Annotated in this window: 17 protein-coding genes and 1 tRNA gene; 8 read left to right on the plus strand and 10 right to left on the minus strand. The window is 35.4% G+C overall.

Annotated elements, in window-relative coordinates; translation table 11 throughout:
• Nucleotides 1-33: 33 nt before the first annotated feature.
• From ntcA to PRO_RS01400, 3 genes are all read left to right on the plus strand, one after another.
• The gene (ntcA, locus tag PRO_RS01390; protein WP_225866410.1) at nt 34-717 is read left to right on the plus strand and encodes a global nitrogen regulator NtcA; all 684 of its coding nucleotides are present in this window, start codon (nt 34-36) and stop codon (nt 715-717) included.
• Nucleotides 718-779: 62 nt separating this feature from the next.
• On the plus strand, nt 780-1,757 hold the full coding sequence (locus tag PRO_RS01395) for a DUF3084 domain-containing protein (protein ID WP_011124433.1): 978 nt from the start codon (nt 780-782) through the stop codon (nt 1,755-1,757).
• A 15-nt stretch (nt 1,758-1,772) separates the two neighbouring features.
• On the plus strand, nt 1,773-2,210 hold the full coding sequence (locus PRO_RS01400) for a hypothetical protein (RefSeq protein WP_011124434.1): 438 nt from the start codon (nt 1,773-1,775) through the stop codon (nt 2,208-2,210).
• Here the strand turns inward: PRO_RS01400 and PRO_RS01405 are convergent.
• From PRO_RS01405 to psbH, 4 genes are read right to left on the minus strand one after another with little or no spacing between them, the layout of a single operon-like run.
• Nucleotides 2,194-2,451 (minus strand): DUF3146 family protein, encoded by a 258-nt coding sequence (locus PRO_RS01405; protein WP_011124435.1) that lies wholly within the window; start codon nt 2,449-2,451, stop codon nt 2,194-2,196. The two genes, PRO_RS01400 and PRO_RS01405, sit on opposite strands and share 17 nt — an antisense overlap.
• Nucleotides 2,452-2,455: 4 nt before the next feature.
• Entirely contained in the window at nt 2,456-3,070 is a 615-nt protein-coding gene (gene pth / locus PRO_RS01410) for an aminoacyl-tRNA hydrolase (RefSeq protein WP_011124436.1), read from the minus strand.
• Between the two features lie 24 nt (nt 3,071-3,094).
• Nucleotides 3,095-3,349: a TatA/E family twin arginine-targeting protein translocase gene (locus PRO_RS01415; protein WP_011124437.1), complete on the minus strand. Its 255-nt coding sequence runs from the start codon at nt 3,347-3,349 to the stop codon at nt 3,095-3,097.
• Between the two features lie 32 nt (nt 3,350-3,381).
• Complete coding sequence (gene psbH / locus PRO_RS01420; RefSeq protein WP_011124438.1) at nt 3,382-3,585, minus strand: photosystem II reaction center phosphoprotein PsbH; 204 nt, start codon at nt 3,583-3,585, stop codon at nt 3,382-3,384.
• Nucleotides 3,586-3,671: 86 nt separating this feature from the next.
• Here psbH and psbN point away from each other — a divergent pair, with 86 nt between their 5' ends.
• From psbN to PRO_RS01435, 3 genes are all read left to right on the plus strand, one after another.
• The gene (gene psbN / locus PRO_RS01425; RefSeq protein ID WP_011124439.1) at nt 3,672-3,812 is read left to right on the plus strand and encodes a photosystem II reaction center protein PsbN; all 141 of its coding nucleotides are present in this window, start codon (nt 3,672-3,674) and stop codon (nt 3,810-3,812) included.
• 129 nt (nt 3,813-3,941) lie between these two features.
• Nucleotides 3,942-4,070: a photosystem II reaction center protein I gene (locus tag PRO_RS01430; protein ID WP_011124440.1), complete on the plus strand. Its 129-nt coding sequence runs from the start codon at nt 3,942-3,944 to the stop codon at nt 4,068-4,070.
• A gap of 97 nt (nt 4,071-4,167) precedes the next feature.
• Nucleotides 4,168-6,246, plus strand: coding sequence for a DUF3769 domain-containing protein (locus PRO_RS01435; RefSeq protein ID WP_164923199.1), 2,079 nt, complete (start codon nt 4,168-4,170; stop codon nt 6,244-6,246).
• Nucleotides 6,247-6,281: 35 nt separating this feature from the next.
• Here PRO_RS01435 and PRO_RS01440 read toward each other — a convergent pair whose 3' ends face one another.
• The 5 genes from PRO_RS01440 to PRO_RS01460 form a co-directional block, all read right to left on the minus strand.
• Nucleotides 6,282-6,905, minus strand: a complete 624-nt coding sequence (locus PRO_RS01440) for a 3-isopropylmalate dehydratase small subunit (RefSeq protein ID WP_011124442.1) — start codon at nt 6,903-6,905, stop codon at nt 6,282-6,284.
• Nucleotides 6,906-6,933: 28 nt separating this feature from the next.
• Entirely contained in the window at nt 6,934-8,340 is a 1,407-nt protein-coding gene (gene leuC, locus PRO_RS01445) for a 3-isopropylmalate dehydratase large subunit (RefSeq protein ID WP_011124443.1), read from the minus strand.
• Nucleotides 8,341-8,364: 24 nt separating this feature from the next.
• Nucleotides 8,365-9,636, minus strand: a complete 1,272-nt coding sequence (locus tag PRO_RS01450) for a competence/damage-inducible protein A (RefSeq protein ID WP_011124444.1) — start codon at nt 9,634-9,636, stop codon at nt 8,365-8,367.
• Between the two features lie 6 nt (nt 9,637-9,642).
• Complete coding sequence (glyA, locus tag PRO_RS01455; protein WP_011124445.1) at nt 9,643-10,902, minus strand: serine hydroxymethyltransferase; 1,260 nt, start codon at nt 10,900-10,902, stop codon at nt 9,643-9,645.
• Nucleotides 10,903-11,021: 119 nt separating this feature from the next.
• Nucleotides 11,022-11,095: transfer RNA gene (locus tag PRO_RS01460), tRNA-Arg, on the minus strand.
• 77 nt (nt 11,096-11,172) lie between these two features.
• Between PRO_RS01460 and PRO_RS01465 the strand changes: the two genes are divergently transcribed.
• The gene (locus PRO_RS01465) at nt 11,173-11,430 is read left to right on the plus strand and encodes a 2TM domain-containing protein (protein WP_011124446.1); all 258 of its coding nucleotides are present in this window, start codon (nt 11,173-11,175) and stop codon (nt 11,428-11,430) included.
• 30 nt (nt 11,431-11,460) lie between these two features.
• Nucleotides 11,461-11,751 (plus strand): DUF3181 family protein, encoded by a 291-nt coding sequence (locus PRO_RS01470; RefSeq protein WP_011124447.1) that lies wholly within the window; start codon nt 11,461-11,463, stop codon nt 11,749-11,751.
• Between the two features lie 67 nt (nt 11,752-11,818).
• Here PRO_RS01470 and murJ read toward each other — a convergent pair whose 3' ends face one another.
• Complete coding sequence (gene murJ, locus PRO_RS01475; RefSeq protein ID WP_011124448.1) at nt 11,819-13,435, minus strand: murein biosynthesis integral membrane protein MurJ; 1,617 nt, start codon at nt 13,433-13,435, stop codon at nt 11,819-11,821.
• Nucleotides 13,436-13,447: the final 12 nt, after the last annotated feature.

The raw sequence follows: 13,447 nt of genomic DNA on the forward strand, positions 1-13,447 counted from the left end.
TCATTCAGCCGTTACCCGAGCCAATCATTAGGGATGCAATCGCAAAATCAGTTAAATCCAAATACTCAAGTTAAAAAGACATTATTGGATGTCATTAGAGGTCTTGATGGAGCCTCTAATGAAGCAGTAGAGAGATCGAAGACGATCTTTTTCCCCGGGGACCCTGCTGAGAGGGTTTATTTAATACGTAGAGGAGCTGTTCGACTCACAAGGGTTTATGAATCTGGTGAAGAAATTACTGTGGCTTTATTACGAGAAAATAGTTTGTTTGGGGTTCTTTCCTTGTTGACTTGCCATAGATCAGACCGCTTTTATCATGCAGTTGCTTTTACAAGAGTGGAGATGAGTTCAGCTCCTGCTGGCTCAGTTAGAAATGCTATCGAAGCCGATAGTGGGGTTGGGCTACTTCTCCTTCAAGGTTTATCGAGCAGGATTCTACAAACAGAAACAATGATTGAGACTTTGACTCATAGGGATATGTCATCTCGCTTAGTTAGTTTCCTGCTAGTTCTTTGTAGGGACTTTGGAGTAGCAAGTGATAAAGGAATTACTATTGACCTCCGATTATCCCATCAATCGATAGCAGAAGCTATTGGTTCCACACGAGTCACTATTACAAGACTTCTTGGGGATTTAAGAAATTTAGGTTTATTGCAGATAGATCGAAAGAAGATAACGGTATTTGATCCAATTGCTCTTGCTAAACGTTTTAACTAAAACAACCATTTATTGAGGAGTTCTATTACCTTTGTGTTAGTACTTAATTAATACTTTTAGAAGTGACAGGTTGGATGCTCCTCATTGTTTTGCTTCTTTTGGGAGGAGTATTATCTACACTTGGAGATTTGTTAGGAACTAGAATAGGGAAGGCTCGACTAAGTATTTTTAAATTAAGACCTCGAAGAACTGCTGTATTAATAACAATTCTTACTGGGAGTTTTATTAGTGCTATTTCATTAAGTCTAATGATTTTAGTTAGCCGTGAGTTAAGAGTAGGCTTATTTCAATTGGATGATATTCAGGCTAGGTTAAAGGAAAGTAGACAAGCTTTAGTTCCTTTAAAACAGCAAAGAGAAGCGCTTGAATTAAAAATTAAAAAAGCAGAGACAGAGCTGGTCAAATTAGGTAAGGATTTGTTTGCATTTCGTAAAGGAGAAGTTGTAATTACTAGTGGTGAAAGTCTTGCAACTGTGATGATTAAATTACAAAAAGACTCGAATGTAAAAGAAGAAATAGAGAATATATTAAGAAAAGCAAATTTCAATGCATTTATAAAAGTAAGTCCTGGGGAAAAGCCAAATAGAAGAATTGTTCTAGTGAGACGAGATCACATAGCTCGTTTAGAGGAAATTATTTCCGATAAAAAAGAATGGATTGTTAACATTCGTTCTGCAGGAAATATTTTGCTCGGAGAAAGCTATGTTTATGCATTTCCAGAAGTTCTTCTTAACAAGAATATTGTTCGAAAAGGCGAAGTGATAGCAAGTATAAATATAAGAAATTATAAAATATCTAAGAATTCACTTGAAAAGCAAATTAAGATTCTATTAGCATCAACATTAGCTGAAGTAAAAAGAAGAGGTTCACTGGTTTCAGAAATTCAAGTAGATTCTGAATCTATTAGGAACCTATTAGCTCAATTAGACTCGCAAGAAAAAGGTATTATAAAGTTAGAAGCTATTTCTCAAGTTAATAGTGATACAGCTCAGAGGGTCTTGGTTGTTTTAAACGCAACTAGAATTTCTAATAATACCTAATCATAATTAATCAATATGAGAAAAGTAATTTCGATTGATCCTGGGCATAAAAAATGTGGTATTTTACTTGCAGATGTAGAAGGATTATTTGTAATTGATGGTAAAACAGTTATTAATTCTTCAGTAATTAAATTAATTGAGGATTGGAGAGAAAAATATATTATTGACCTTATTATTATTGGTAATGGAACTACTAGTAGATATTGGCAGGGAAAATTTATTGATAATGAGATTGGTCCAATTGAGCTTGTAGATGAAAGAATGACCACATTATTGGCTAGGTCAAGATATTTAGAACTTTGTCCTCCAAAATTTATTTTCAGATGGATACCAAAGACATTGATACCACCCCCTGCAAATTTAGATGCTGTTGTTGCATTGATTTTGATTGAAAATTATTTCGGTAAAAAACTAGAGTGGAAATCGCCTGTGGAGCTTAGAATTTGGCCCTAATAGTGAAATTGTAATCTCCACCTGGTTCAAGATAATAATCAGTTTTTACTAGAAAGCGTAAAAGTGCATCTTTAATCAATGCTCTACCTAGAGGAGGTTCTACTAAGAGTTCACCATTACTAAACTTCCAATTAAATTGCCAGTTGAATTCCCCAGCAGAAACTTCACCGGCCATACACTTGGTAGCAAAATTTTGACTAAAAACTCTTAGATGTGCTGTGGTACTTGGCTTTTGATGCATTTAATTACCCGTCTGTTGCTGTTAAAGATGAATTTAGAAAAGATGTACCTTTGACCAGTCCATACTGTTCTATTACTTCCAATCCTTTTATTACTTTGTCTAGGACCTTTGTTATGACTTTACTCTCTGCTTGATCAAATTTCCCAAGGACATGAGGTATGGTTTTTTGTTTCCGATCACCCTGATTTATAGATGGTGGACCAATGCCAATTCTCAATCTACAAAAGTCCTGGCTGCCAAGATGCTTAATGATATCTTTTAATCCGTTGTGACCTCCTGAGCCTCCTCCTTCACGAAAGCGTAATTTGCCTAAAGGTAGGTCCATATCATCTACGAAAATCAATATCTGATTAATTTCTAAATCAAACCATTTAATTGCTGCAGAGATTGAACGACCACTTTCATTCATATATGTATTGGGCATTAATAGTTTTCTTTTATTAGCTCCAATTTCAATATTTGCGATATGGCCAAAAATTTTTTTATTCATAGCGAATTGGACGGATTCTTTCTTTGCGAGTCTTTCTAGAGCCATAAACCCAACGTTGTGCCGAGTGCTTGTATATTTTGAGCCAGGATTGCCTAGGCCAGCTAATAACTGGAAATTACCTGAACTCATCTGATATATAGAAAGTGAGTTGATTTAATTATATTTTTTATTTTGCTGAGGTGAATTTTCTTTATGTTTTAGCTCATGCTGATTGCCTTGGTCAGTCTTATCAGAAGCTGAAACTGCTTTCTGAAGCTCATTTTCAAATTCAGAAGATGCTTTTTGCAAACTCCTCAGTGTTTTTCCTAGACCTCTTCCTAGTGCTGGAAGCTTTTTTGGCCCAAAAATAAAAAGCGCAATAGCAGCTATGACTGCAATTTCAGGCAGACCTATCCCAAAGATATTCATCAGCTAAACCACTAAGCCTTACTTTCTATGACTTAGTTAACTCCGTTCCAATCAACAGAAAAACCTTGTAAGAGTAGTGATTGGTTATAAATTTGCAAAAGAATCACTAGAAAAACCAGTAGCAAAACTCCTACAAATGCCATTACTGGCACTGCTCCCCAGCCTGCTACAACCTTACCTTGGCCTGAATTACCAATGGATTTAAGCAGAGAGCCCACAGCGGTTTTTTGTCCCATTTTGAGTTTCGTGCCTCAGTTAATGAAGAATTCCCGATATTGTATGAGAAATACAGGCTAACATTGCCAACCTGTAGAAACATTTGATGGAAACTTCATCTCCAGCACTCTCAATCGCGATAACAATCTTGATTGTTTTACTAGGTTTGACAGCCTTTGGCGTATATACAGCCTTTGGTCCTCCTAATAGAGCATTAGATGATCCATGGGATGATCATGACGATTAAAAATCTGGGCCAAATTGTGTTTTGTTAAGCTCATCAGCATAGAAACATTTCAATCAAAGGTAATAATTGGGGCAATTAGGGCACAACTGCCCATAAGATACATTTGTTTCATAGATGAATTAGCTAGTCATGCTTGCCTTAAAGATTTCCGTATACACGGTCGTCTTCTTCTTCGTTGGTGTTTTCCTCTTCGGTTTCTTGGCTAGTGACCCAACAAGAACCCCAGCGAGAAAGGACTTAGAAAGCCCTCAAGACTGAGAAATTAGTCTTGGCTTCTAATCAGAACCAATACTGGCGCTAATTAGGCCAGTATTATTAGGTTTATGCAATTTTATTGTTCGTCGGCAAATCTATTTTGACGACGAAAACGTCTTTTGTGCTGCTTACAGGATGTATATCTGTAAGTTGCATATTGTTTATCCCAATAGAGGTTAGTAGTGCCTCTACAAGAGATCCTGCTAATTTTTTCAGTAAAAAAGAAATATTTAGTGATCAGGGAGAAAGAAATCAAACAATTTTTCAGATAAATGATGCTGCCATTGATAAACAATTTAAGACTGTCTCTAGTTTGGAAAATAAGAAGACTTTAAATGAGGCCCCTTTTCTTGAGCTTGAGATTATTGCAGACAGTCAATATTGGGAGGGAGACAACCTTTTTGTTGCTGAAGGTAATGTAAAGGCATTGCTTGAGAACGCTATTCTTCAGGCAGATAAAATACAGATTAACAAGTCTAAGAAAATTATTCTTGCGACTGGAAATGTTAGTTTTAGGAAAGGTTCACAGTATTTTTCTGCCAATAGATTTGAATATGATTTAGTGAATAAATTAGGTACAATGAACGATGTTTATGGAGTCATTGATGTTAAATTAATTCCTAAAGATTTAAATCTCTACAAATCAAAAGGTAAAAAAGAAAACTCTATTTCTGCAGAAGATAATCAATTGCGTGAAATAAAGTTAGAAGACGGATTTATCATACAAGGTGGTTTTTCTTCGGAGATGGAAAATATTGAGAAGTCTAAATTAGAGAATAACTCTATAAATAAATGGCGAATAAAGGCATCTAAAATTTTACTTGAAAATGATTTATGGAAGGCTCAAAAGGTTAGCTTTACTAATGATCCATTTAATCCAGCACAGACTAAAATTGATTCATATGAAGTTGAAGTAAAAGTCATAAAAGATGTTGAAAAAAAAGTAATAATCACTGCTAAAAAAAGTTATCTTATAGTAGAAGATAAATTTAAACTTCCTATAGGGAATAGAAAGTTTGTATCCGGTAAAGAAAAAGAGAAGAATTGGGTATTGGGTTTTGATGGTACTAATAAGGATGGATTATTTATTGGAAGACAACTTAGGCCTATTCAATTAAGTGATAGTTATAAATTATTTATGCAGCCTCAGTATTTAATTCAGCGCTCTATAAAAGGTGAAACAGATGCATATCCAGTTAGAGGAGGCACGATTCTAAGCAAGAAAGTTTCAGCTTCAACAAACTACTCAGATCTCTTTGGATTAGAGGCTCAATTACAGGGAAGTATTTTAAATTGGGATAATAATTTTGAAGCTGATATCTCAACTTTTAATAATGAAAGGTTTGCAAATGGTGCTAGATATTCAGGTGATTTTAAGAAAAAGTTTAATTTTGCTAAAGTTAAGGATTTAGAAGCTGTATTATTTGGACTGTATCGTTATCAGATTTGGAATGGAAGTTTAGGGAGTAGTGATATCTATACTGCATATGGGGCAAGAATAGATAAAGAAGGTAAATGGGCTAATAAGAAAAAAAAATTTGAATACAATGTGAGTACAAGTTTTGGAACATATCAAGGTGAGAATTTAGCTAAAACTGGTTTAATTGAGTTACTTAGGGTTGGGATTATATCAGAATTTGATATTAAATACCCTCTAAATATATATAATAATAAAGATAAGAATCGCAATAAAATTACTGTTTATTCTCCTAGACCAATTGAACCAGGATTTTCTATAGATACAAATATTATTTCATCTTATTTTAATTATGAAAATGGTAATAATCAAAGTTCATTCGAAATTGGCCTAGGTCCTAGTTTAACTATTGGCAGTTTTACCAGAAATTATTTAGATTACACTAAGTTATCACTAATGCCTTCTATAACATTTAAAGGAGGAGATAGTCCCTTCGCGTTTGATAATATAAATGATTTAGCAAAGCTTAAAGTAAATCTTAGTCAGCAACTTATAGGACCAATTGTTATAAAAAATATTTATCACGTCAATATAGATTCAGATTCTTCTAATTATGGAAAAACAATAAGTTGGAAATCAGGGATCATTCTACAGAGAAGATCTTACGAAATTGGACTCTCATATGACTTTAAAAATCAGTCAGGTGGATTTAATTTTCGCTTGAATGGATTTAACTATAAAGGCAATCCATTATCATTTTAAAAGTTAGAGATAACTATTATCAATTATCTCTAGCCTTACTCTGATTTAAAGTTATTTAAGTAAGGAAGTTTCTTGATCTTCAGATCAATAGCATTTATTTTATTAAGCAGTGATGAAGTTACATCCCATTCTCCTGAGAGAAGCATTTCTAATGCTTCTGGCTCTAATTGTATGGGCATAAACTTATCTTTAAAATAGAGTCTTTTATCGTTAATATTAAATTCAAATTCCATATTAGGAGTATTTTCTATTGCTTCTATAACTAGTCTTATATTGTTTTCTGAGATAGTTGCACACGGTATTCCAATTGATAAGCAATTTCCATAAAATATTTCAGCGAAGCTTTGGCCAATGATTCCTCGAATTCCCCATCTCATCAATGCCTGAGGCGCATGCTCTCTACTAGAACCACAGCCAAAATTGTTTCCCACTACAAGAATTGACGCATTTTTATTATTACTTTGATCAAAAGGGTGTGAGCCTGTCGCTTCGATCCGATCATCTGCAAAAACTTGATTGGCTAGAGCTTCAAAGTCTATGCATTTTAGAAAACGAGCGGGGATAATTCGATCAGTATCAATGTCATTGCCTTTTAGATAAATACATGTGCCTGTTATTGACTTAATTTGCCCTGCAGGGAATTTAGAGTATGTAGTCATGAATTTGTCGATGGATTGAAAGAATTTTCTAGTGAAGTAGTTTCCGTACGTCTGTTATTGATCCTGTCACTGCTGCTGCTGCAACCATTGCGGGGCTCATTAATAAAGTTCGACCTTGAGCAGAACCTTGCCTGCCTTTGAAGTTTCTATTGCTGGAGCTAGCACTGATTTGATTTCTCTCTAGTTTATCTGGATTCATTGCGAGACACATTGAACAACCAGGCTTACGCCATTCGAAGCCTGCTTTTTCAAAAATAGTATCTAACCCTTGAGATTCAGCATCTTGGGCCACTTTCTCTGAGCCTGGTACTACAAATGCTTTAACACCTTTTGCTACTTGCCGGTTTTTTGCTATTTCGGCAGCCTTCTCAAGGTCGCTTAATCTACCATTAGTGCAACTTCCTATAAAACATACATCTATAGGTATTCCTTCGATAGAACTGCCTGGTTTTAGATCCATATATTTATAAGCCTCTAAAGCAATTTGTTGATCGTTTTTATCTAAGGATTCTGGAGTGGGAATGGAGGCATCAATAGCTATTGACTGCCCTGGAGTAATTCCCCAAGTTACAGTTGGAGCAATTAGAGAAGCGTTGAATCTCACTTCATCGTCATAGATTGCGCTTTTTGAACTAGCAAGCGATTCCCACCAAAGAATTGCTTTTTCCCATTCTTTTCCTTTTGGTGAATAGGGCCGCCCTTTTAAATAGTTAAATGTTGTTTTATCAGGATTGATATAGCCGCATCTTGCACCACCTTCAATAGCCATATTGCAGATGGTCATTCTTTCTTCCATCGAGAGACCATCTATTGCAGGCCCAGCAAATTCATAGGCATAACCAACACCATCTTTGACGCCAAGTTTTTGAATTACATGAAGGATAAGATCTTTTGCGAATACACCTTTTTGAAGATATCCATCAAACCAGATGCGTTTCACTTTCAATTTCTTCATTGCCAAGGTTTGACTGGCAAGAACATCTCGAACTTGGCTGGTTCCTATTCCAAATGCAATAGAACCAAAAGCTCCATGTGTTGAGGTGTGAGAGTCGCCACAAGCGATAGTCATGCCTGGTTGCGTCAAACCTGTTTCTGGAGCTATTACATGAACTATTCCTTGATTGCCTGAACCAATTTTAAAAAACTTTATTGAGTGTTTTAAGCAGTTTAATTCAAGAGTCCTCAGCATTTGCTCAGCCAGAGAATCGGGAAAAGGTCTATTTTGACTAGTTGTAGGGACAATATGATCGACTGTTGCAATTGTTCTTTCAGGACAATGCACTGATAATCCCTTTTCATTTAACGCAGAAAAAGCTTGGGGACTTGTGACTTCATGAATTAGATGCAAGCCTACAAAAAGCTGTGTTGAGCCTCCAGGGATTTCAGCTACCCTGTGAAGGTCCCAAATCTTGTCATAGAGTGTTTCTGAGCTCAAGAATTTGCCTTGTGTGCCTAGAGATTAGCTTCGTCTGAGAAGAAATAATCGTAGTTGATCCAATGCTCTTACAACACTCAATTTTTGAATTTCTTCTCTTGCTCGATAAGAACCAAAGTTTTCTTGAATGGATTCGTTTACATTTGGACCTGCAATAAAAATCTCAACTCGCCCTATAGGTTTATTTAATGTGCTTCCACTTGGCCCAGCAATACCGCTTATCGCAATAGACCAATCAGTGTTGAAAATTTTGAGAATCCCTAATGCCATTTCTTTGGCAACAGGTTGTGAGACGGCTCCATGTTTTTTTATTAGTTCTATCGGAACTCCTAAAACGTTTTCTTTAATAGAGTTGTTATAAGCAACTATTCCACCAAGGAATACTTCTGATGCACCTGGAGTACCTGTAAATGCAGCAGCTAAATTTCCTCCAGTACAAGATTCAGCAAGAGAAATTGTTTCTCCTCGCTTGCTTAATAAACCAATAACAATTTCAGACAATGTTTCATCGTTTTTAGCAAAACATTTTAAACCAAATCTCTTAAGTAATTCGACCTCTATAGGCTCTATTAAGCGCTTTGCTTCGGAAGTCGTTTTAGCTTGCGCAGTTAGTCTTAACTTAACTTCCCCTAAAGATGCGTAAGGGGCGATAGTTGGATTTTTATTGTCAAGTAGATCTACAATATTCTCCGCAAGAAAAGATTCAGAAATACCAGCAAATTTAAGTGTCTTACTAGTAAGAGATTTTCTTTCAGGAAAGTTCACATTCAGCCAAGGCTTTGCAGTTTCTATCCACATTTGTTTCATTTCAGCAGGTACTCCTGGCAATGAAATTATTGTAAAATCAACTATGGGAGTCCAAATTATTCCAGGTGCAGTACCTGATTTATTTGGAATTATTTCTGCTCCTTCTGGTAATAATGCTTGTTTAAAATTATTTTCAGACACATGCGAGTGTGAGTTTAATTTTCTTTTTATATCTTTCAAAATATCATTATTTTTAGTTAGCTTGACATTAAAAGCTGATGCAATTGTTTCTATAGTTAAATCATCAGGTGTGGGTCCTAAACCTCCTGTTGTTATCAATACTCTACTTCTTCTTGATGCTTCTAAAATAATTCTCAAAAGGCGTTGTGAATTATCGCCTACAACACTTTGTAGATAATGTGGTAAGCCAATAAAAGCCAATTGCTCGGCTAACCACTTTGCATTGCTATTTAATATGTTGCCAAGTAATAGTTCACTACCAATGCAAAGAATTTCAACACTTTGGTTTTTATTAATGTAAGAAGACAACTTTTTTTATTGATTTGAATTGTAAAGGGGGAAACGATTACATAGATCTATTACTTTTGCTTTGCATTGTTCTTTGATTGATAAATCCTCTGGATTTAAAAGACAATCTGCTATTACATCAGCCACTTCTATAAACGCTTTTTCAGTAAACCCTCTTGTGGTCAAAGCAGCAGTTCCTAGTCTTAATCCACTAGTGACAAAAGGTGATTCAGGGTCAAAAGGGACAGTATTTTTATTAGCTGTAATGTTGACTTCACTAATTAGAGAATCTGCTTTTTTCCCTGTCATCTCAATACTTCTTAGATCCAGTAGAACAATATGATTGTCAGTTCCTTCACTTACGATTGATATCCCTCTTTCTTGAATCCTTTTTGCTAAGGCTTTAGCATTTGAAATTACTTGAAAAGTATAAGTTTTAAATTCTGGTTTCAGTGCTTCTCCAAAGGCAACTGCTTTTGCAGCAATAACATGTTCCAAAGGCCCTCCTTGATTTCCTGGGAAAACAGCTTTATCAAATCTTTTCCCAAATTCTTTGTCTCTGCATAGGATTAGTCCCCCTCTAGGACCTCTAAGAGTTTTGTGGGTAGTCGTTGTAACTACATCACAATATGGAACAGGGTTGGGGTGGGCTCCACATGCAACGAGTCCAGCAATATGAGCTATGTCTGCCAGTAAATATGCATCTATTTCATCAGCTATGCTTCGAAAGGCTTTAAAATCAATGGTCCTAGGATAAGCAGAAAATCCACAGATGATTAATTTTGGTCGATTTTTTAGGGCAACTTGCCTTATCTGTTCAAAGTTCAAAACCTTTGTAGTTTGATCTACACCGTAATGAATAGCGTTAAACCATTTGCCGCTTACGTTTACAGGAGAACCATGAGTTAAATGACCACCATGTGAGAGGTCCATCCCCATTATTGTGTCTCCAGGGTTTAATAGAGCAAGAAACACTGCAAAATTTGCTTGAGCACCACTATGAGGTTGAACATTGGCCCACTCTGCATTGAAAAGTGTTTGTGCTCGAGTGATTGCTAATTGTTCAATGGCATCAATATGCTCGCAGCCCCCGTAATAACGCTTATTAGGAAGACCTTCTGCATATTTGTTAGTTAAGACAGATCCTTGAGCTTCCATTACTGCCTCAGAAGCAAAGTTCTCACTAGCAATTAGCTCTAAATGTGTTTGTTGCCGTAAGAGCTCTTGATTAATTAAAAAAGAAATATCTGGATCTGTATTTCGGAGATCTGAATTAATCGTATGCAATTTAATATTCTCCTATGTGTAGTGTCACTGTTGGGATAGTAAATAAAAGATGGCCATGATTAAGAAAAATGCGTCTTAATTTCCTTTTTGTGTGTTGATCTTATTAAAAAGTTGAAAAACGCGCCTGGAGAGATTCGAACTCCCGACCCTCTGATCCGTAGTCAGATGCTCTAATCCGCTGAGCTACAGGCGCACAAGGTTAAGCGGAAACTTTGATATCCACTTATCCAACTATAGGATGGCGTGAGAATTACATCAAAACAAAATTCAATGCCTCTTAGGTGGTATGGCAATGGAGATCCCACTGATCCCATTTATTTGCATTTCTCTCGAATAGTTAATTTCACTATTCATGCAATGGCATTTGCAGCTGTAAATAGTGGTTTATGGCTAGTTCATCAGATTCGTGATGTATGGCCTAATCTCCAATGGATTACTGGTTTATGGCTTGTGGGTTTAATGGTTCATTTGACATTTGTCATTATTCGCAGACCTTCTTCGACGAATCACTCTCCTTTAGAAGAGTGATTGTGTGATCTAATTGCTTCAACAATTCTTATGAGTCTTGATTCAACCCAATTGCAGGAATTAGAACTCTTGATTGCGGATCGCATATATATACAAGTTGAGAATTGGCATCTTTATTTAGGTGATGCAGGCTTGTCAAAGCCTTTGGCTATTGAATGCCAAGCTCATCTTGATAATGGAGCTAACATTGCTGCTCGCAAGGCATGCGAAGGAGTTCAAGTCTTACTTGGTGGAGGCAACACAAAATTGCCTTTATCGAGATTAATTTCTTCTGGCCAATTTTTCGAATTAGAAGAGATTTTACAAAACTACTGCCCTTAAGACTTTTCTGATTCTTATAGATAGCTAAAAATTTTTTAATTCTGTATATTTTACTTAAAATAAATATTTATTTGCTATATAGAAAATTTAATTTACTTTTAAAAATTCTTACCATTTCACTCACTTCTTTTATGCCTAGTAAATTAGAAAGAATACAGAACAACAACAGGCTCATAAAAATTGAAACTAAGAGTTGAATTAATTGCCATGAATTATTATAAGACAATAATGGAAGAGAATTGATTTTACTTGCTACTAATCCAGAAAATAATCCGCATAAAAAAAGTTTTGATAAATCAACAAGCCATTCTTTTAAAGGAAGTAAAGTGATTTTAGCTTTTAGCTTTAATAAAAGTATTGAGCAAGTTAATATATTTACTCCAACTGTTGCAAGAACAAGCCCATTTGCTCCAAGATTAATTGTTAATTGGTCCCCCCACGGAGTTGGTCCCCCAATGAGAAACCAGTCTAAAAACGCATTAAGGGCTATTCCTATAGTCGATATCTTGAAAGGCGTATCTCCATCACTAAAAGCATAAAAAACTCTAACTAATAAATCTCTTATTAAATAAGCTGGCATGCCAATTCCATAGCAAACTAATAAACCTGAAACTAGTTGAATAGCCTCATTATTAAATACTCCTCTCCCAAAAATAGTTTCTGTAATTGTTTTACTTAGAGCTATAAATATTGCACCTAGGCAAATCATGCTAGCTGATGAAAATATGAAACCTTGCCTTATTCTCATTATTAAATCTTTTTGATTTTCATCAAGTGTTAGTTTCGCAAAAGTTGGCAATAATGGTAACAAGAGTGCATTTGAAACCAGGCCTAAAGGAGCTTGAACTAAAAAGTTTGCATAACTTAAGCCTGCTGCGGCTCCTAAAATATTAGAAGCGAAAAATAAATCTGTAAAAACATTGACCTGCAACATTCCAGAAGCAAAGGTCGCTGGAAGAATAATCTTCCAAACTTCTTTAACACCAGAATTTCTCCAGTCAAAAATAAATTTAAATTTGAAAAGTTTTTCCTTTTTTAATAAAGGAATTTGTATAACCCATTGAATAATTGCTCCTATTAGTGTCGCTTGGGCTAGAATTATCCCACCTAACATTTCTATATAATTTGAATTAACTTGTAGGTTTTTATATGCCCAAAAAATACTAACACCAATTATTAATGCTAGACTTGATATTATTGGAGATATAGAGGGAATAAAGAATTTATCTCTTGCATTTAATGAACCAAAACCTATTCCAATTAAACCTGCAAATAAAGTAATTGGGGACATTATCTTTAATTGTTTAACTGCGATTAAGTGAGTTGAGTTGTCTAAACCTGGTCCTACTAATTGTATTATTGAATCTGCTCCTAAAAATAAAAAGCCACTAATTAAAATGAAGACAAAAATAATTGATGTGTTAATAGAACCCATAATATATTCACCTTCTTTTTGACTTCTTCTGCTTAAAACTGTTACTACTGCATTGTGTAAGGGACCATTAATGCCGCCTATAAGAATTAAGAAAAAACCAGGCAGAATGTAGGCATAATTGAATGCGTCATATGCAGCCCCAACTCCAAAAACCCCAGCTATTAAAACTTGCCTTGCCAGACCGCCAGTCTTGCTTAGTACTGTTCCTAAACTGATTAGCATTGAAATGCTCTTTAGAGAACGTTTCATGCTTTGTGCCTA

Origin of the sequence: Prochlorococcus marinus subsp. marinus str. CCMP1375 (genome assembly GCF_000007925.1) — a bacterium.
Classification (GTDB): Bacteria; Cyanobacteriota; Cyanobacteriia; order PCC-6307; family Cyanobiaceae; genus Prochlorococcus_E; species Prochlorococcus_E marinus.